A 19,886-nucleotide genomic window follows, 5' to 3' on the forward strand; every position below is an offset into this window, starting at 1 on the left:
AGGATTTCGTTGCATCAAACCGTCAGAAAGTACTCGCGCCGCTCAAACTCCTGCCCGTTGCCGGAAGTCCGGTACCGCTGCCACTCCTGACGCTTCTGGGAAAAGTAGCTGGCGCGCAGATTTTCAGGCAGATGTGCCTGCACAAACGCGCTGTTTTCCGCCATCTGCAGCGCCTCATCCAGATTGCTCGGCAGGTGCTCCAGGTCTGACGTTTCATCCTCGCTTGCCTCAAAAAGGTTGCGGTTATCCGGCTCACAGAGCGGCAATTTGTCACGCACGCCCTCCAGACCCGCCCAAAGCAGCAGTGCAAACGCCAAATGCGGGTTGCACGCCGAGTCTGTGCTGCGCAGTTCCATGCGCCCGTGACCCGGGTTTGGCGCCGCAGGAATGCGAATTAGTTGGGAGCGATTCTGGTGCGACCAGGTAACATACTTAGGCGCTTCAAAGCGCCCGAAGCGCTCATAAGAATTGGTCAGTGGGTTCAGGAACAGCGTAATTTCAGAAACACGGCGCAGCACCCCCGCCATGAAGCTTTCCGCAGTCGCGTTGTGCCTGCCGCTGTCCACCTCAAACAGGTTTTGCCCGTCTTTTGACAGGGAAAGGTTGACGTGCAGGCTGCTGCCGCTGTACCCTGGCAGCGGCTTTGGCATGAAAGAAGCATACAAACCGCTTCCCTCGGCAATGGACTTGACCGCACCTTTAAACGCGATGAAGTTGTCTGCCGCTGTCAAAATATCGCTGTAGCGGAAGTCAATTTCATTCTGACCGGGACCCTGCTCGTGGCGGCTGGTTTCTGGGCGCAGACCCATCGCCTCCAGTGCCAGACAGATTTCCCGGCGGACATTTTCGCATTTGTCGCGCGGCGCCGTGTCACAGTAGGTGCCGTAGTCATACGGTTCCATGGTCGGCTCCCCGTTTTCATCCGTCTTAAACAAATAAAACTCGCAGGCAGTTCCCACCTTACAGGAAAGACCCAGTTTTTTGGCGTCGCGAACCGCCGCTTTCAGCAGCGCGCGGCAGTCCCCCTCAAAGGGCTGACCGTCCGGGTACTTAACATCGCAGAACAGGCGCACCACCTGCCCGTGCGACGGCCGCCACGGCATCACTGTAAAAGTGCCGGGATCCGGTACCAAAAACAGGTCCGACTTCACCTCATTCATAAAACCGCGTACGAAGCTGGCGTCAAATCCCACACCGGTTTCAAATGCGCGATCCAACTCGCACGGCATCACAGCCACATTTTTCTGCATTCCGTGGATGTCGCAAAAAGCAAGGCGGATGAATTTCACATCATTTTCTTCCACATACTGCATCACTTCACTGCGTGTATAATTCACAACTACGGCACCTCCTGATTTCTCCGCGTCCAGTCGGCTGCAGGGCGGCGGTTTTGGAAAACGAGCAGAATCCAAAGCCTGCCCGTATCAATTTTATTATATCATAAAGGGAAACGTTCTGAATACTGTTTCTCCATGAACTTCAATTTATATAGTTTTCCCCGCAAATTCTGTCGATATTTCGTTTCTACATGAAATTTAGTTACTTTTATTCTGCAAAAAAGCCGTGACAGCAAATGCCGCCACGGCTTCTTCTGTTTTTCTGTTCAGTTTCTGGTGTACAGAGCCTTATAAGGATTCGCGGTATCCGGCGTCAGCACAAAGAAAGGTGCAGAAAGCACTTCCTCCAGATTTTCACCGAACTTTTCGCAGAATTCTTGCAGAAGCGGCCGGATTTCCTCCAAATCCGCTTCTGAAGCCTTTTCTGCTTTGACCTGTTCGGGCAGGTCTGCTGGCAGCTGCGTAGTGCGCAAAAACATTTTTCCGCCATGCATACCGGTGCCGCAGAAGTTGCCCACCAAAGGCCGGTCCGTCTCTTTGTGCAGACCAAGCATCACGATGATGCCGCCCGCCTGGTATTCGCCCAAAAAGCTGCCTGCGCACCCGCCGACCACCAGCTTCGGCTGCTTCTCTTTGTAAGCTTTCATGTGAATGCCCGCGCGGTAACCGATATTTCCTTTGACAAAGATTTTCCCGCCGCGCATAGCGTAGCCGGTGGCGTCGCCGGAGCTGCCGTAAACCGTGATGGTGCCCTCATTCATAGTGTCGCCGGTCGCATCCTGCGCGTTGCCGTAAACCTCAATATCACAGCCGTCCAGATATGCGCCAAGCGCATTGCCCGGTGTACCATGAATCACCAGATGCTTACCGGAAAGACCCGCGCCGATGTAGCGCTGCCCAATGCAGCTGTCGATTTCAATTTCTGTGTCTGCCGTGTCTCGAATTTGTGCGTTCAGCTCCTGAAAGTGCTGCTCTCCCGCTGTCAATTTCATGTTCAGGCATCTCCTTCCTGCTTGGCACCTGCCAGCTTGACCTTGCGTGCCTGCTTTGCAAAGGCCATCAGCTGCGGATGTTCCTTAATCAGGTCAAAATCAATGGTATCCAGCGGCGTTTTTTCCCGAATCAAGGCAGTGTAAATTCCCGCGCGCTTGATGTCGCCGATGAGAATCATGCCTTTGAGCAGATCGTCTTTGACAATCAACTTTTTATAAACGCCGGGTGCATGGGTAATATAAGCCTTGCCGTCATAGCTGCCGGCCGTGATAATATGCAGACCGAAAAAGCCGATTGCATTCATCGGGATTGCCTTATCGTACAGTTCGCTGCCGCCCGCCATGTTGGCGCCTGCCACCATGCCCTGCATATGCGCATTGGGCAGCAGCGCCAGCACACGGTCGGTATCGGTGGTAATGTCATGACTTTTAGCGCAGTCGCCCGCGGCGTAAATGTCTGCCGCCGTAGTTGCGCAGGTGTCGTCTGTGCAGATGCCGCGATCCACTTTGCAGCCTGCCTGCTCTGCCAGCTCCACATTCGGGCGCACGCCGACCGCCACCACCAGAATATCAAACCCCAGTATCTTTCCGCTTTTCAGCAGCGCCGTATTTTCGGTAAACTGCGCCACGCTGTCGGAAAGGAAGAAGGAAATATTGCGCTTTTCGATGTGCGCCTGCATCATAGCAGAGCCTTCCTCGTCCAGAATACTGGGCAGAATGCGGTCAGCCATATCGACCACATCGATGTGTGACACGCGCGCGGCAATACCCTCGGCGCATTTCAAACCAATCAGCCCTGCGCCGATAATCAGCACGCGGCTTTCGGGCGTCAGCGCTTTTTCCAGTGCCTTGGCAGAGTCCAATGTCATGAAGGTAAACTGGTTTTTCACCTGTTCCATTCCCGCCATCGGCGGCACAAACGGTTTGCTGCCGGTTGCAAGCAGCAGTTTATCGTAGGGCAGCACCGTACCGTCGTCGAGTGTGACGGTTTTTGCGGCACTGTCCACTTTTTCCGCGCGGTGGCCAAGGAATGTGCGAACCTGATTTTTTTCATAGAAATCTTCCGAGCGGTACTTCATGTGTGCCTCATCCGTACTGCCCAGCAGCAGATAGGAAATCAGCGGACGGGAATAGACGGAATACGGCTCGTCACCGACGATGGTAATTCCACCGGTTTTGTCCCGGCTGCGAATGCCCTCCACACAGCCGACCGCCGCGGCAGAGTTCCCGATAATGACATAATTCATAGCTGCTTTTACCCCCTATCCTCAAATACGATTGCTTGGTTGGGGCAGCCCTTGACACAGGCCGGCTCGCCACTGGCATTTTTGGTACATAGTTCACATTTCTGAATCACATGACCGTCATCCGCGGGCATGACGCAGCCGTAAGGACACACCAGCACACAGGTATAGCACCCCACACATTTGTCAGTGTCCACGCAGATCACGCCCTCCTCAATGGAAAGTGCGCCGGTAATGCAGCTTTTCACGCAAAGCGGGTCCTCACAGTGGCGGCAGGAAACAGCGAAATTGACGTTTCCCCCCTCCTCCACCTGAATGCGGGGATTGATTTTTTTATCTTTTAATGCTTTTGGCATATACGTTTCGCCGGAATTTGCGAACGCACAATTATATTCGCAAAGATGACAGCCTAAGCACCATTCTTCATTGACATAGACACGTTTCATCATGACACCTCATAAAGCGCATATCAAATTTGTTTATAAACGGATTTTACGGAATCGGAGCGGCAGAAAGCAATTTGCTCGAAGCGCTGACTTCACCCTGACGCAGACTGCAAAAGAAATAAGCGCGCGCTCCGTGAGCTTCAGCACACCGCCAACGGGGGCTCTCCGCGCTTTCTGAGAAAGCGGCAGAAAGCAATTTGCTCGAAGCGCTGACTTCACCCTGACGCAAACTGCAAAAGAAGTAAGCGCGCGCTCCGTGAGCTTCAGCACACCGCCAACGGGGGCTCTCCGCGCTTTCTGAGAAAGCGGCAGAAAGCAATTTGCTCGAAGCGCTGACTTCACCCTGACGCAGACTGCAAAAGAAGTAAGCGCGCGCTCCGTGAGCTTCAGCACACCGCCAACGGGGGCTCTCCGCGCTTTCTGAGAAAGCGGCAGAAAGCAATTTGCTCGAAGCGCTGGCTTCACCCCGACGCAAACTGCAAAAGAAGTAAGCGCGCGCTCCGTGAGCTTCAGCACACCGCGTGAAGGCTCAGCCTGCCGCCCTTGAAAGGGCGGGCGGAACTTTTAATGAAAAGTCTCGAAGTGCTGACTTCACCCTGACGCAGACTGCAAAAGAAGTAAGCGCGCGCTCCGTGAGCTTCAGCACACCGCGTGCAGGCTCAGCCTGCCCTGCAATTATTCGCCTGCGTGCTTAATGCCCAGAATCTCCAGTTCCTTTTCATTCAAACCGATGCCGCGCAGCATCAGACGGTTTCCTTTCAATGCCTCAATCGAATTGATGCCCATACCGCCCATCATTTCCATGATTTCATGCTGCCATGCACTGACCAGATTCACCAGACGTTTGTACCCGACATCCGGATTCAGCCGTTTCACCAAATCGGGGCGCTGCGTCGCAATGCCCCAGTTGCACTTGCCGGTCTGGCAGCTGCGGCAGAGATGGCACCCCAGCGCCATCAGCGCCGCTGAAGCGATATAAACCGCATCTGCGCCCAACGCAATCGCTTTCACAACATCCGCAGAGTTGCGAATGGAACCGCCGACCACAATGGAAACATTGTTGCGGATGCCCTCCTCGCGCAGACGGCGGTCAACACTCGCCAGCGCAAGCTCAATCGGAATGCCCACGTTGTCGCGAATACGTGTCGGTGCCGCGCCTGTGCCGCCGCGGAACCCGTCAATGGCAATGATGTCCGCGCCGCTGCGCGCAATACCGCTTGCAATCGCCGCCACGTTGTGCACCGCCGCAATTTTGACAATAACCGGCTTTTGATAGGCGGTTGCTTCTTTCAGCGAATATACCAGCTGGCGCAAATCTTCAATTGAATAAATGTCATGATGCGGCGCCGGAGAAATCGCGTCACTGCCCTCTGGAATCATCCGGGTGCGGGCAACGTCACCCACACTTTTCGTGCCCGGCAGGTGCCCGCCGATGCCCGGCTTCGCACCCTGCCCCATCTTGATTTCAATCGCGGCACCGGCATCCAGATAGCCCTTGTGCACACCGAAACGGCCGGAAGCAACCTGCACAATGGTATGCGGGCCGTACTGATAGAAATCCTTGTGCAGGCCGCCCTCGCCGGTGTTGTAGTAAGTGCCCAGCTCCGTCGCCGCGCGCGCCAGGCTTGCGTGTGCATTGTAGCTGATAGAGCCGTAACTCATGGCAGAAAACATAATGGGCACGTTCAGTTTCAGCTGCGGCGGCGTGTTGATTTTCAGGCTGCCGTCTGCGTTGCGCTCCACACGCTCCGGCTTTTTGCCGAGGTAAACGCGGGTTTCCATCGGCTCACGCAGCGGGTCAATGGAGGGGTTTGTCACCTGTGAAGCGTTAATGAGCATTTTATCCCAGTACACTGGATATTTATTCGGGTTGCCCATGGAGGAAAGCAGCATACCGCCGGAGTCCGCCTGCCGGAAAATTTCCGTAATCGCTTGGTTGCTCCAGTTGTCGTTCAGTTTAAAGGTATCTTCATTCTTTACAATTTTCAGTGCGTGTGTCGGGCACAGCGAAACACAGCGGTGGCAGTTCACACACTTGCTTTCATCGCTGCGCATACAGTTCAGCTCCGGGTCGTAGCTGTGCACTTCATTGGCACACTGGCGCTCACACACGCGGCAGGCAATGCACCGCTGCGGGTCGCGCAGAACATCATATTCCGGTACAATGTAATTGATAGCCATCTTAGAATTCCACCCCTTCGTTGAGTCTGAAAATCAGCGGTTCGCCGCCCTTAGGCGCCCAGATGCGGTCCAAATCCGGCTGAATCCGCCGAATGGCGCTTTCTTCGCTCGCCACATACACGGTTTCTCCCTTTTCTGCAGCAACCATTGAGCGCAGCTTCAGGCGGTCATTGAGCGCCATCATGCCGCCGGAAAAGCCCAGCAAAATGGAAAACGGTCCCGTCACCAGCAGGCTCGCAAATGTATTGCGCAGGTAGGTCATCTGGCTGCGCTGCGGCTCCGGCATGGTTTCAATCGTGCTCCAAAACGGCGCGGCAATCACGCCGGCGACTTCTTCCAGTGACAAACCCTGCCGGCGGTTCAGGTAATCGACAATATACGTAATAGCCTCGGTGTCTGTCATCAGGTTGCAGCTGTAACCGTACATTTCCACACTGCGGCGGTTGGCGTCGTAAGAGGAAATCTCTCCGTTATGTACCACGGAGTAATCCAGCAGCGCAAACGGATGCGCGCCGCCCCACCAGCCGGGGGTGTTTGTCGGGTAGCGTCCGTGCGCGGTCCAACAGTAACCCGCATAATCTTCCAGTTTGTAAAAACGTCCCACGTCCTCCGGGTAGCCAACCGCCTTAAAAACGCCCATATTCTTGCCGGAAGAAAACACATAGGCGCCGTCAATATGCGCGTTGATTTTCATCACGCAGCGCATCACATACTCCCGCTCATCCAGCTGGGCGTCCTGCAGCTTGCGCGGCAGCGGATGCACAAAGTAACGCCAGATCAGCGGAGCATCTGTAATGCCCGGTGTGCGGCGGGTCGGAATTTTCGACAGGCTTTCCACCTCGAAGTGCCGCGAAAGGAAGTCTTCCACGGTACTGCGCACCGCGCTGTTGTCATAAAATACATGAAACGCATAAGCATCCTTATGCTCCGGGTAAATCCCGTACCCGGCAAAACCGCCGCCTAAGCCGTTGCTGCGGTCATGCATGACCGTGATGGAATCAATCATGCTTTCTCCGCTGACACGTGTGCCGTCTTTGCAAAATAATCCTGCAATTGCGCAGCCGGAGGGGATATGGTACTGGCCTTCTTTTTGCATGATGTGTGCCTCCCTGTCATCTTTTAAAAAAGAAAGTAATTTGGGAAATGAGCAAATAAAGTAATGTATTTCGCAAAAAAAATATTCATTAAACGGAATTCCTGTTTAATGAACACCTTTGTTCGCATGGCTTTATTATACGCACGCAGGGTGTTTAAGTCAACGTTTTTCGATTATTTTTGAATTATTTTTTTCATCACTTGCAATCCTGTCAGTTTTTCACCTGCTTTTTTCCCCAAAATAAGCAGTTCTGACGGTTTTGCCTGCCAACGCTTCAAAATATGAATTTTTTATTGACAAGCGGCGCGCACAGGCTTATAATGCAAAGGAAAGCAGCAAAGGCGCTGCGGTTTTTAAACCGCTGCGCCTTTTTTTATTTTTTTCAGAAAGCAACGGGCGATTTCATCCGACTTGAACAACTTGGAGGTATTGAGTTATGGCGACAGCATCTGTCCCGGAGATTTTCGGCAGCATGGTCTTTGACGACCGCACCATGCAGGAGCGGCTCCCGCGCGAAACTTACAAAGCACTGGAAAAGACAATTCAGCAGGGCAAGAGCCTGGATCCCACCATTGCAAACACTGTGGCCAGCGCCATGAAAGACTGGGCACTGGAGAACGGCTGCACGCACTTCACACACTGGTTCCAGCCGATGACCGGCATCACCGCCGAAAAGCACGACAGCTTCATTTCTCCTGCCGGCGACGGCTCCGTAATGATGGAATTTTCGGGAAAAGAACTGATTCGCGGTGAACCCGATGCCAGTTCCTTCCCCTCCGGCGGTCTGCGCGCAACCTTTGAAGCGCGCGGCTATACCGCATGGGACCCCACCAGCTATGCCTTTATTAAGGATCGCACTCTCTGCATTCCAACAGTATTCTGCTCCTACACCGGCGAAGCACTGGACAAGAAAACACCGTTGCTGCGTTCCATGGAGGCACTGAACAAACAGGCAATGCGCATCTTAAAGCTGTTCGGCAATGAAGAGGTACATAGCGTGCGCACCACCGTTGGCCCTGAGCAGGAGTATTTTCTGATTGACCGCAACCTTTATAATGAGCGCGAAGATTTGGTTTTGACCGGCCGCACGCTGTTCGGCGCCCGCCCGCCGCGCGGTCAGGAACTGGAAGATCACTATTTCGGCGCCATTAAGCCGAAGGTCGCCGCATTCATGCGCGATTTGGATGAAGAACTTTGGAAGCTGGGCGTGCTCGCCAAAACAGAGCACAACGAAGTTGCACCCGCACAGCATGAACTTGCGCCAATTTTTAACAACACCAACGTGGCGGCTGACCACAACCAGCTGACCATGGAAGTCATGAAAAAAGTGGCAGAACGCCACGGGATGTACTGCCTGCTGCACGAAAAGCCGTTTGACGGTGTCAACGGCTCCGGCAAGCACAACAACTGGTCGCTTTCTACCGACACCGGTGTCAATCTGTTGGAGCCGGGCGATTCCCCGATGGAAAACGCACAGTTTCTGCTGTTCTTAGTGGCGGTCATTCAAGCAGTGGATGAGTATCAGGATCTGCTGCGCATTTCCGTTGCCAGCCCCGGCAACGACCACCGGCTCGGTGCCAACGAAGCGCCGCCCGCCATTCTGAGCATTTTCCTCGGCGACGAGTTGAACGAGATTCTGGAGTGTCTGGAAAGGGGAACTCCCTACAGCCAAAAGGACAAGGAAATCCTCAAAGTCGGCGTTCACACACTGCCCCGCTTCCCCAAAGACAGCACCGACCGCAACCGCACCTCTCCGTTTGCCTTTACCGGCAACAAGTTTGAATTCCGGATGCTTGGTTCCGCACTCTCCATTTCCGGGCCGAATGTTGTGCTAAACACCATTGTTGCGGAAGAACTTGAAAAGTTTGCAGATAAACTGGAAAAGAGCACAAACTTCAAAAAAGACCTTGACAGCTTGGTCAAAAAGTCCATCAAGGAACACCGCCGGATTATCTTTAACGGTGACGGCTACACCGATGAATGGATTGCCGAAGCGGAAAAGCGCGGCTTGCTGAACCTGAAAACCACCGTCGATGCCATGCCGCACTTCTTGGACAAAAAGAATGTGAAGCTCTTTACCAAGCACGCCATCTTCACCGAAACGGAAATGAAGTCGCGCTACGAAATTTCCATGGAGAATTACAGTAAAACACTCAACATCGAAGCGCTGACCATGATTGACATGGTCAATCGGCAGATTCTGCCGGCAGTTGAAAAGTATGTTGACGAACTGAGCCTCGCGTTTGCACATAAAAAGGCGCTGAATCCCAACATGAACTGCCACGTAGAGTACGAGCGGGTCACTGCCCTCAGCGAGCTCAGCGCAAAGGTTTATGACGAAACCGCCGCTCTGCAAAACGCGGTTGACAGTGCTGCTTCTGTTGCGGACTTTGAGGCGAACGCCCAGGCATACAAAGAACTGGTTCTGCCCGCCATGGAAACTCTGCGTGCAGACGCAGACCAGATGGAAAGCCTGACCGGCGGCAGTTACTGGCCGTTCCCGACTTACTCCGATTTGATTTATCACGTATAAGTTTCCAACCCAATCTTACCATTGGCAAAAAAGCCGTCCCGATTTTTATATCGGGGCGGCTTTTTTCGACTATTTTTTATCATTTTATGAAGAGGGGGAATCTTTTCTATGGACGCAAACGTTACAGCATCCGCAGTCAACACCATTTGGACCCTGGTTGCCGCAGCGCTGGTTTTCTTTATGCAGGCGGGCTTCGCCATGGTAGAAACCGGCTTTACGCGGGCAAAAAACGCAGGCAATATCATCATGAAAAATCTGATGGATTTCTGCATCGGCACCCCGTTGTTCTTTCTCATCGGCTTCGGCATCATGTTCGGCGCGGGAAACGGCTTCTTCGGCTGGCTGGATCCCGGTATCCAGCAAAGCTATGCGCAGATTCTGCCGGCAGGTGTGCCGAAGTGGGCATACGTGATTTTTCAGACTGTTTTCTGTGCCACAAGCGCAACCATTGTTTCCGGCGCCATGGCAGAGCGCACCAAATTCATTTCGTACTGCATTTACTCCGCGTGCATCAGCGGCATCATCTACCCGATTACCGGTCACTGGATTTGGGGCGGCGGCTGGCTGTCGCAGTTGGGATTCCACGACTTTGCGGGTTCTACCGCCGTGCACATGGTCGGCGGCATCTGCGCACTGATTGGCGCCATGATTCTGGGGCCGCGCATTGGAAAGTACGACAAGGACGGCAATCCCAAAGCAATTCTCGGTCACAGTCTGACGCTCGGCGCATTGGGCTGCTTCATCCTTTGGTTCTGCTGGTTCGGCTTTAACGGCGGCTCTACCGTATCCATGGACAACACGCAGTCCATCGAATCCGCCGGCCTCATCTTTATGAATACGAACATTGCCGCGGCTGTGGCAACCTGCACGGCCATGATTGTCACTTGGGTTCGCTACGGCAAGCCCGATATTTCCATGACGCTGAATGCCTCGCTGGCAGGACTGGTTGCCATCACCGCCGGCTGCGACACGGTTACACCGGTAGGCGCATCCCTCATCGGGATTCTTTCCGGTGTCGCCGTAATTGTCGGCATTGAACTACTGGATAAAAAGGCGCACATCGACGACCCAGTTGGCGCAGTTGGTGTGCACTGTGTTAACGGTGCACTGGGCACTTTACTGGTTGGTCTTTTTGCAAAGCATCCGATGAATGACACCTTTGGTGAAAATGCCGGTTTGTTTTACGGCGGCGGGTTCAAGCTGTTGGGTGTGCAGCTGCTCGGCGTTCTCACAGTTGCGGCATTTGTCGCCGTCATGATTACCATTGTATTTCAGATTTTAAAGCACACTGTCGGGCTGCGCTGCAGCGCGGAGGAAGAACTGCGCGGTTTGGATATCACGGAGCACGGCATTGCCAGCTCGTATGCGGACTTTATGCCGATGGCTCCCTCGGTCTTGAATGGTATCAGCGAAGGCAGCGTCCGTGCTGAAACCGCTTTTAATGCCTCTGTGGAAAAAGCCATTACGGTCGAGCATATGCCAGCCGCCGCAGCCGGTGCGCCGGCAGACAAGGTTTCTTCCAAGCCGGACGCGGTCATGACGCAGGTGGTCATGATTTTTAACCAAAACCGCTTCGAAGCTTTGAAAAATGCCATGAACGACATTGGTGTTACCGGCATGACCGTCACCAACGTTCTCGGCTGCGGTACTCAAAAAGGACGCAGTGAGTATTACCGTGGTGTAAAGGTAGAAGAAATCAACCTGCTTCCCAAAATTAAGCTGGAGATGGTCATTTCAGAAGTACCGACAGATACGGTGATTGCAGCCGCGAAAAAGGTGCTGTACACCGGCCACATCGGCGACGGTAAGATTTTTGTCTACGATGTGCGGGATGTGGTCAAAGTACGCACTGGCGAAACCGGTTATGACGCGCTGCAGGGCGATGACTGAGCATTCCCCTTTTCACATTCTGAACAACTTAAAGAAGCGGCAGCAAAATTGCTGCCGCTTTTCCTATTTAAAAAGTACGAATGGTTGTAAACGGATACAGCCGCACGACCACTTTCCCAATCACGTCTGAAGCCGCCACCGCGCCGATTTCGCGGCTGTCGGTAGAGTGGTTGCGGTTGTCCCCCATGAGAAACACATGGTCCGGCGGCACGGTCAAGTCCACATCTGTGCCCGACCACGGCTGCTCCTTCACGTAAGGCTCTGTCAATTTTTTCCCGTTGCGTGTAACCGTACCGTTAGAAACCACGATGTGATCGCCTGCAACGGCAATCACACGCTTAATCAGATTTTCCTGCAGGGGATTGTCACTGTTGACCACCACAATATCGCCGCGCTGCGGGTGATACTGCAGCTCCCAGAGCAGCACCAAGTCGCCATCGTGGCAGGTGTTCTGCATACTCACACCGATGACGCGGCTGGGCCGCGCAACGAAGTTGCAGAACAGCAGCGTTGCCGCAATCGTAATCAGCACAGACAGAATCCATGTGCGCGGATTCTCTTTTTTTTCCGTTCGGCGGTTTCCCTCCTGCCGGTCTGCCTGCTCCGCATCTTCCCTGCCGGATTTTTCCTGCATACTTTCCATCCTCTTCTCTCGATTCTTTACTGGCTAAAACGAAGTGCCGAATTTGTCGAACGGGTAAATGCGCACCGCGACTTTTCCCTCCACATCAGACACACTGAGCGGGCCAATCAGGCGGCTGTCTGCAGAATTATTCCGGTTGTCCCCCATTAAAAAGACTTCCCCTTTCGGAATCGTCACATCCACATTATTTCCGCCCCATTTTTGTTCTTTTATGTAGCTTTCGGTAAGTTTCTTTTCATTCAGCGTAACTGTGCCGTCTTTGACCACAAGATGGTCGCCGCCAACGGCAATCACACGCTTAATCAAATCCTCATTCAAGACCGTACCGTGGGCATTCGCAATCACCACATCGCCGCGCTGCGGCTGATATCCCAGCTTCCAGACAAAGACAAAGTCGTTGTTTTGAAATGTATTCTGCATACTTTCACCCATTACATAACGTGGCTGCGCAACAAAGGTGCAAAACAGCAGCGCTGCCGCAAAGGTAATCGCCATGGTTACAATCCAGGACAGCGGTCCGTCCTTTTTCTTTGCCGGAGCCGCATCCTGCGGCAGGGCTTCCGCCTGCGCCGCAGACTCTTGTACAGCAGCTTCTGTACGCTGCAATTCCTGCGTTTCTTTGGTTTCCGAATCCATTGTTAAGCAACCTCCTGCAGCGCACAGCTGCGCTTTTCATTTATTTCCGGTGAAGCACATTTTTGACCAGCTGAATTTCATTTTTTGTGGGTAGAATCAGCCGCACCGGACTGGTGTGCGTAAAAATACAAAAAATCACCAGACTGCACAGCCCCTGCGTCATCATGGAAAGGCTTGTGGCCACCGCGACGCCGTTATAACTCATAGACGGAATCAGTGCAATGGTAGCGGCAATATTGACGGCAATGCCCAGTATCGTTGGCAGGATGTTCAGTTCCGGACGTCCGAAAGCGGAAATCGAATTGGACAGTACCTTTGCAAACGACACAAAAATGGAGCCAATAATTAAGTACCGCAGCGGTGCAAGCGCACCTATATACTTGGAAAACAGAATGGGTACAAAAATATCCGCAAGCCAGACAATTAAGAATGCACACACAATCGTAATGTACATGACAATTTTACAGGAAAGCTGGGTAATATGCGTTTTATCCTCATCATTCTGCATGGCGGCCACGCGGCTGGTAATGACCAGACCGACCGCTTCCGGCAGAATCCACACCTGCCGCATCAATGTAAACGCGGTGTTATACAGGCCAAGCGTGCCCAAGCCGTAAGCGCCCTGCACCACATAATTGCCGACATTGGTGTTAATATACGTCATCAAATTGCTGACGTAAGCTTTCAGACCATACTTAAAAATCGGCTTTGCCGGAACAACAAAGTCATTTTCAGGCACCGGTTCTTCCGGTGCACCGTTCCAGCGACGAATCATGAAGTACGCCATCACGGACATGGCAATGGAAATGCCAATCGAAGAACCGACCTGCAGTGCCGCCGTCGGCCAAACCAGAGCCAAAACAGAAAAAACCGTACTGAAAATTTTCTGCAGCAGGTTAATAATGTTATAGGATTTAAATTTATTTTCGCCGCGCAGCACTCCCATCAGAATATTCAGCAGGAAGGAGCAGCCTGCATAAATGACGATGCTGCCTAAATACGGCCACGGCGTATTGGTAAACGGCTGCCAGGAAATGCGATTGCCGAGCAGCGCCAGCCCCACAACGACCGCTGCCGAAACGACAAGCAGCAGCGTACCGACAATCAGCGTCAGCTTTTTCACGGCTGCCTTTGTGTTTTTAATTTTATACCGGGCAACGTAATAAATCACGGCACTGTTCAGGCTGAACCCGATGCAGGTAAACAGCCCCTCGCCCCAAATCTGCACTTGGTTATACAGACCCTTTACGTCCGGGTCCATACGGTTGAGGATAACCAGCGAACCCACGATTCCAAGCAGTGCTCCAAAAGCATTGGTGCCAAAGGTACTCAACGTATCTCGCACCATAGAGGAGCGCTGCGGTTTCTGCTTCTGTTTCATTCGCATCTCCCAATTCTTCGGCGGAAAAAGCCGCCAGTCACATCATAGAATAAGTTATTATACCATTAAATTATGAACAGAACAAGGCAGGCAGGCTGAGCCTGCACGCAGTGTGCTGAAGCTCACGGAGCGCGCACCCGCTTCTTTTGCAGTCTGCGTCAGGGCAAAGGCAGCGCTTCGAGCAAATTGCTTTCCGTCGCTTTCTCAGAAAGCGACCGCCCGTGTGGGGCGCGCAGCCCCACGACCTTTGTTTCCACAAAAGCAGGTTCGGGCTGCAAGCCCGAGTGAAAAGTTTGAAGTTATCCACCGTGGCAATGCTCCAGTGGAACGTTGCCAGCAGGCTGAGCCTGCACGCAACTGCTGAAGCTCACGGAGCGCGCACCCGCTTCTTTTGCAGTCTGCGTCAGGGCAAAGGCAGCGCTTCGAGCAAATTGCTTTCCGGGGTTAGGGCAAAACGCCAATAAAAAACGCCGCCCGAGGGCAGCGCTTTTGATACTTACAGAATGTTCAGCCGCGGCTTGCCTGCTCATACTGATAAGCCGCGTTCAAAATCATGTCCTCACGTCCCGCTTTGCCAATCAACTGCATTCCCACCGGCATTCCGCTTTCGTCACAACCGCAGGGCACGCTCAAGGCAGGCAGACCAACAATGTTCACCGGCACCGTGCAGATATCCGTCTGATAAGTTTCCACCGCATCCTGCCCGGAAAAGCCCTCTGGAAAAGCAGTCATAGGAACCGTGGGCGCCAGCAGGAAATCACACGCTGTAAAGGCAGTCTGAAACGCCCGGCGAATCTTGCGGCGCAGCAACTGCGCTTTTTTATAATACGCATCATAATAACCGGCACTGAGGACGTAAGTCCCCAGCAGGATTCGACGCTTGACTTCCTTGCCAAAACCGGCACTGCGGGTCTTTTCAATCATGTCGTTCACACCCGTGTAGTGCTCCGCTTTCCTGCCGTAGCGAATACCATCGTACCGCCCAAGGTTGGAGGAAGCCTCCGCGCACGCCAAAATATAATACACCGGCAGCGCATATTTAATTTCCGGAATGGAAATCGGCACAAGCTCCGCGCCTAAACTCCGGTACACGCTCTGCGCCTGCTCCAGTGCAGTTTGCACCCCTTCGCGCAAGCCGTCAAAGTACTCTGCCGCAATCCCGATTTTTTTGCCTTTCAGGCTGTTCTGCAGATTCGGTACGGCTTTGCACCGCGCACCGACGCAGGTACTGTCACGCGGGTCTTTTTGAGCAAGCACATCAAACAGAAGTGCCGCGTCCTCCACGCAGGAGGTCAGCGGGCCGATTTGATCAAACGAACTCGCATAAGCAATCAAGCCATAGCGAGACACCGCGCCGTAAGTCGGTTTTAAGCCGACAATTCCACAGAAGGACGCAGGCTGACGAATGGAGCCGCCGGTGTCGCTGCCGATGCCGTAAGCAGCCAAACCGCCCGCCACGGCGCTCGCTGCACCGCCGGAAGAGCCGCCTGCCACCCTGCTCAGGTCATGCGGGTTTTTCGCGCCGCCGTGGCAGCTGGTTTCACAGCTGGAACCCATGGCAAACTCGTCCATATTGCATTTACCAAGCAGCACCGCGCCCTGCTCCCGCAGTGTCTGCCAAACCGCCGCATCATAAACCGGCTTGTAGCCTTCCAAAATTTTGGAGCAGCAGTCGGTTTCCAGCCCTTTGGTGCTAATGTTTGCCTTGAGCGTCATCGGCACACCCTCGACCGGGCCGAGCGCTTCGCCGCGGGCAAGCTTTTCATCCACTTTTTTCGCCGCTTCCAGCGCTGTCTGCGCGGTGACCAGGGTGTAAGCGTTCAACCCGCCGTTTTTTTCAGCAATCGCATCCAGATACTGTTGGGTCAATTCTGTGCAGGAACATTCTTTTTCCGTCAGTTTTTTCTGCAGATTCCGTATGGTATTCTGTGATTCCATGGTTCCTCCTTAGGCGTGCTGCCTGACGACAAAACTGCTGTCGTCCGTATCTTTCGCATTTGCGAGCACTTCGTCACAGGAAAGCCCCGGCTGCACCGTATCTTCGCGAAGCACGTTTTCCAGACCATTGATGTCTGTATACGCTTCCTCCTCTGCACTGACAGAAGCGATGGTGTCCGCAAAAGCGATGATTTCATTCATATCCTCTGTCAAGCCGTCCAGTTCGGATGCTTCCACTTCCAGCTTGGCAAGCTTTGCAATCTTTAAAATATCTTCATGTGTAACCATGGCGGCCTCCTTATCTCAGCTTGATGTGCACTTCACGCAGCTGCTCCTCCGTAACCTCGCTCGGAGAACCCATCATCACATCCTGCGCATTCGAGTTCATTGGGAACGCGATCACCTCGCGGATGTTTTCCTCGCCGGTCAGCAGCATAACCATGCGGTCAACCCCCGGCGCCATGCCGGCGTGCGGCGGCGCGCCGTACTGGAACGCATGGTACAGCGAAGTGAATTTGGTCTGCAAATCCTCTTCCGTATAACCTGCAATTTCAAAGGCTTTCTTCATGATGTCGAGGTCGTGGTTGCGCACCGCGCCGGAAGAAAGCTCCACGCCGTCGCAGACAATGTCGTACTGATATGCCAGAACATCCTCCGGCGCTTTGTTCAGCAACGCATCCATACCGCCCTGCGGCATGGAAAACGGGTTGTGCGTAAAGACGTACTTACCGGTTTCCTCGTCAATTTCAAACATCGGGAAATCCACAATAAAGCACAGCGCAAAGCGGCTCTCATCAATCAGCCCGAGGCGGCGGCCCAGCTCCGCGCGAATCTGCCCCGCAAGCTGCGGCGCCAGTGACGGAGCATCCGCAATAAAGAAGATGACGCTGCCCTTTTCCAGCTTGCCGCGGCGCACCAACTCCGCACGCTGCTCTTCGCTCAGATATTTATCAATTGGGCCTTTGTAGGTACCGTCGTCCAGCACCTCGATGTAGCCCAAACCTTTCATGCCGATGGACTCGGCAAATTTCAGCATATTTTCAAAGAAGGAACGCGGCTGTTTCACGCAGTCCGGTACCGTAATGCCGCGCACGCACTTGCCACGGAACGGCTTAAAGTCCGTTTCAGTAAACAAATCGGAAAGCTCCACAATTTCCAGCGGATTGCGCAAATCCGGCTTGTCTGTGCCGTACTTCAGCATACTTTCCGCATACGGAATCCGCTGAAACGGCGCGGGCGAAACTGCCTTGCCGCCGAACTTGCGGAACGTGTCGCCAATCACCTGTTCTGCCACCGCAAAAACATCCTCCTGTGTGGCAAAAGCCATCTCAAAGTCCAGCTGGTAAAACTCGCCGGGAGAGCGGTCGGCACGCGCGTCTTCATCGCGGAAACACGGCGCCAACTGAAAGTACCGGTCAAAGCCGGAAACCATCAGCAGCTGCTTAAAAATCTGCGGCGCCTGCGGCAGCGCATAGAATTTTCCTTTGTGCTTGCGGCTTGGAATCAGGTAATCGCGCGCGCCCTCCGGCGAGGAAGCACTCAGAATCGGCGTCTGAATCTCCAGGAATCCCTGCTCGGTCATTTTTTGACGCAAAAAAGAAATCACCTGGCTGCGCAAAACAATATTATTGTGGACTTTGGGGTTTCGTAAATCGAGGTAACGATATTTCAGGCGTACGTCCTCTTTGGTTTCTCTGCTGGTAATCACTTCAAACGGAAGCGCCGCGCGGCATTTGCCCAGCACCTCCAATGAGGCGGCTTCCACCTCCACTGTGCCGGTTGCAATTTTCGGATTCACTGTGTCCGCGTCGCGCAGAACCACCTTGCCGGAAACCGTAACGGTGCATTCCTTATTCACATTTCCCAGCAGCGTTTCGTCATGCACAACCACCTGCAATACACCATACTGGTCGCGCAGGTCAAGGAACTTGACGCCGCCGTGGTCGCGGATGTTTTCCACCCAGCCGGCCGCACGCACCTCGCTGCCGATGTCGGCCTCGCTGACTTCCCCGCAGGATTTGGTGCGGTACTTGTTCACACAGATCATTTTCATTCCCCTTTGTCTACAATAATGAACTGTAAAGAAATTCTTTCTGCGCCGCCGATTTCAGAAATGCACAAAAGGAATACTTTACAGAATTAAAGTATACCATTAAATGCATGACGTTTCAACACAAAATGCAGGATTTAGGGAAATCCCATGCCTTCTGCAGAGCGCGCACTCCCGGCGCAATCTGCTCCAGCGGAATCCCCGCGAAGCCGAGCGTAACCTGTTCTTCCGGCCCGGGGCGCACCCGCACGCCGCCTGCTGCGGCAATTTCCGCCAGGCGCGCGGGCGAGGGCGCGTTTGCAAAGTGCAGCGTCACGCAAAGCGGGGTTTCCTTGAGGTTCAGCTCTGCACAGCCACCAAACGCTTCCTGCAGGCAGTGCAGCAGCAGGGCACTTTTCTGCGCATACACCTTGCGCAGGCGGCGCAGCTGCCGCTCCAGCTGACCGCTTTTCACATAATCCGCCAGGGCAAGCTGCTCTACCTTAGACGCAGTCTGGTTGTAACGCGGCGCGCGTGCCAGGTACAGCGGCAAAAGCCGCATGGGCAGTACCATGTACCCCACACGCACGCTCGGCAGCAGCAGCTTGGAAAAAGAACCAATGTACACCACGCGCCCGTCTGCCGCCATGCCCTGCATGGCCGGCACCGGTCTGGCGCGGTAGCGAAGTTCTCCGTTATAATCGTCCTCAATCAGCAGACCGCCGGTCTGCGCTGCCCACTGCAGCAGCTCCTGCCGCCGCAGCAGCGGGATAGGACTGCCGCTGCTCTGCCTGCTGGACGGTGTTACATATGCAACCCGCGCGCCACTGCGCCGCAGCGCCTCTGGCTGAATCCCGCTTTTGTCACCGGGCAAGTGCAGCACCTCCATACCGCAATCGGAAAAGACCTGCTCCGCCTGCGCAAAGCCCGGCTCCTCCAGAGCGATGGCACCAATCTGCCCCTGCAACAGGCCGCACAGGATGTACAGCAACGGCTGCGTGCCGGCGCCGATAACCACCTGCTCCGCCGAACAAACCACGCCCCGCGCACCGTAACTGTAATCACGCAGCACCTCCCGCAGGGGCTGCTCCCCCTGGTGCTCGCCGTAGCGCACCAATGCTTCCGGTCGGTTTAAAATTTCACGGATGTGCCGCCGCCAGATTTTCAAATCCGCCACGCTGCTGTCCACCGCGTCCGTACCAAAATTGTACCGCGGCGGTACCTGCGGCACCTGCTGCACCGCAGCGGGACGCACCCCGCGCGCTCCGCCGCCGGTCAGCACGAAATATCCGCGCTGCGGCCGCGCCTCAATGTATCCCTCCACACAAAGCTGCTGGTACGCGCTTTCGATGGTGGTGCGTGAAAGGCCGAGGTCTTCGCTCAGGCGGCGAATACTCGGCAGCTTCTGCCCCGGGCGCAGACTGCCTTTCTGTGCGGCTGTGCGAATCTGCTCGTACAGCTGCAGGTACAGCGGCTGACCGCTGTCTTTTTCCAGTTGGATATAATCATAAGTCATTGGGATTCCTCCGCGCATACTGTA

15 protein-coding genes are annotated in these 19,886 nt (G+C 54.2%); 2 read left to right on the plus strand and 13 right to left on the minus strand.

Annotation, left to right across the window (positions count from 1 at the left end; all coding sequences use genetic code 11):
- Positions 1–14: 14 nt before the first annotated feature.
- The 6 genes from PXC00_RS10045 to PXC00_RS10070 all read right to left on the minus strand — a co-directional run bounded on the left by PXC00_RS10045 (position 15) and on the right by PXC00_RS10070 (position 7,296).
- The gene (locus tag PXC00_RS10045) at positions 15–1,337 is read right to left on the minus strand and encodes a glutamine synthetase family protein (protein ID WP_275846412.1); all 1,323 of its coding nucleotides are present in this window, start codon (positions 1,335–1,337) and stop codon (positions 15–17) included.
- 266 nt (positions 1,338–1,603) lie between these two features.
- On the minus strand, positions 1,604–2,329 hold the full coding sequence (locus tag PXC00_RS10050; protein WP_275846410.1) for a GltB/FmdC/FwdC-like GXGXG domain-containing protein: 726 nt from the start codon (positions 2,327–2,329) through the stop codon (positions 1,604–1,606).
- A 2-nt stretch (positions 2,330–2,331) separates the two neighbouring features.
- On the minus strand, positions 2,332–3,576 hold the full coding sequence (locus PXC00_RS10055) for an NAD(P)/FAD-dependent oxidoreductase (protein WP_275846408.1): 1,245 nt from the start codon (positions 3,574–3,576) through the stop codon (positions 2,332–2,334).
- Positions 3,577–3,584: 8 nt separating this feature from the next.
- Positions 3,585–4,019, minus strand: a complete 435-nt coding sequence (locus tag PXC00_RS10060; RefSeq protein WP_275846451.1) for a 4Fe-4S dicluster domain-containing protein — start codon at positions 4,017–4,019, stop codon at positions 3,585–3,587.
- A gap of 675 nt (positions 4,020–4,694) precedes the next feature.
- A complete protein-coding gene (locus tag PXC00_RS10065; RefSeq protein WP_275846403.1) occupies positions 4,695–6,200 on the minus strand; it encodes a glutamate synthase-related protein in 1,506 nt (501 codons plus the stop codon).
- A 1-nt stretch (position 6,201) separates the two neighbouring features.
- On the minus strand, positions 6,202–7,296 hold the full coding sequence (locus tag PXC00_RS10070) for a class II glutamine amidotransferase (protein ID WP_275846401.1): 1,095 nt from the start codon (positions 7,294–7,296) through the stop codon (positions 6,202–6,204).
- Between the two features lie 436 nt (positions 7,297–7,732).
- Between PXC00_RS10070 and PXC00_RS10075 the strand changes: the two genes are divergently transcribed.
- The gene (locus tag PXC00_RS10075; protein WP_275846399.1) at positions 7,733–9,829 is read left to right on the plus strand and encodes a glutamine synthetase III family protein; all 2,097 of its coding nucleotides are present in this window, start codon (positions 7,733–7,735) and stop codon (positions 9,827–9,829) included.
- A 108-nt stretch (positions 9,830–9,937) separates the two neighbouring features.
- Positions 9,938–11,719 (plus strand): ammonium transporter, encoded by a 1,782-nt coding sequence (locus PXC00_RS10080; RefSeq protein WP_275846397.1) that lies wholly within the window; start codon positions 9,938–9,940, stop codon positions 11,717–11,719.
- A 67-nt stretch (positions 11,720–11,786) separates the two neighbouring features.
- Here the strand turns inward: PXC00_RS10080 and lepB (PXC00_RS10085) are convergent, their stop codons facing one another.
- The 7 genes from lepB (PXC00_RS10085) to pdxR form a co-directional block, all read right to left on the minus strand.
- Positions 11,787–12,353, minus strand: a complete 567-nt coding sequence (lepB, locus tag PXC00_RS10085; RefSeq protein ID WP_275846395.1) for a signal peptidase I — start codon at positions 12,351–12,353, stop codon at positions 11,787–11,789.
- A 33-nt stretch (positions 12,354–12,386) separates the two neighbouring features.
- Complete coding sequence (gene lepB / locus PXC00_RS10090; RefSeq protein WP_275846393.1) at positions 12,387–12,998, minus strand: signal peptidase I; 612 nt, start codon at positions 12,996–12,998, stop codon at positions 12,387–12,389.
- 40 nt (positions 12,999–13,038) lie between these two features.
- Positions 13,039–14,379 (minus strand): lipopolysaccharide biosynthesis protein, encoded by a 1,341-nt coding sequence (locus PXC00_RS10095; protein ID WP_275846391.1) that lies wholly within the window; start codon positions 14,377–14,379, stop codon positions 13,039–13,041.
- Between the two features lie 507 nt (positions 14,380–14,886).
- Positions 14,887–16,317, minus strand: coding sequence for an Asp-tRNA(Asn)/Glu-tRNA(Gln) amidotransferase subunit GatA (gatA, locus tag PXC00_RS10100; protein ID WP_275845360.1), 1,431 nt, complete (start codon positions 16,315–16,317; stop codon positions 14,887–14,889).
- Positions 16,318–16,326: 9 nt separating this feature from the next.
- A complete protein-coding gene (gene gatC, locus PXC00_RS10105; RefSeq protein WP_275845362.1) occupies positions 16,327–16,605 on the minus strand; it encodes an Asp-tRNA(Asn)/Glu-tRNA(Gln) amidotransferase subunit GatC in 279 nt (92 codons plus the stop codon).
- A gap of 10 nt (positions 16,606–16,615) precedes the next feature.
- Complete coding sequence (gene aspS, locus PXC00_RS10110) at positions 16,616–18,364, minus strand: aspartate--tRNA ligase (RefSeq protein WP_275845363.1); 1,749 nt, start codon at positions 18,362–18,364, stop codon at positions 16,616–16,618.
- Between the two features lie 121 nt (positions 18,365–18,485).
- Positions 18,486–19,862, minus strand: coding sequence for a MocR-like pyridoxine biosynthesis transcription factor PdxR (gene pdxR / locus PXC00_RS10115; protein ID WP_275845365.1), 1,377 nt, complete (start codon positions 19,860–19,862; stop codon positions 18,486–18,488).
- Between the last annotated feature and the right edge of the window lie 24 nt (positions 19,863–19,886).

The organism is Caproicibacterium argilliputei (assembly GCF_029211325.2).
Classification (GTDB): Bacteria; Bacillota; Clostridia; order Oscillospirales; family Acutalibacteraceae; genus Caproicibacterium; species Caproicibacterium argilliputei.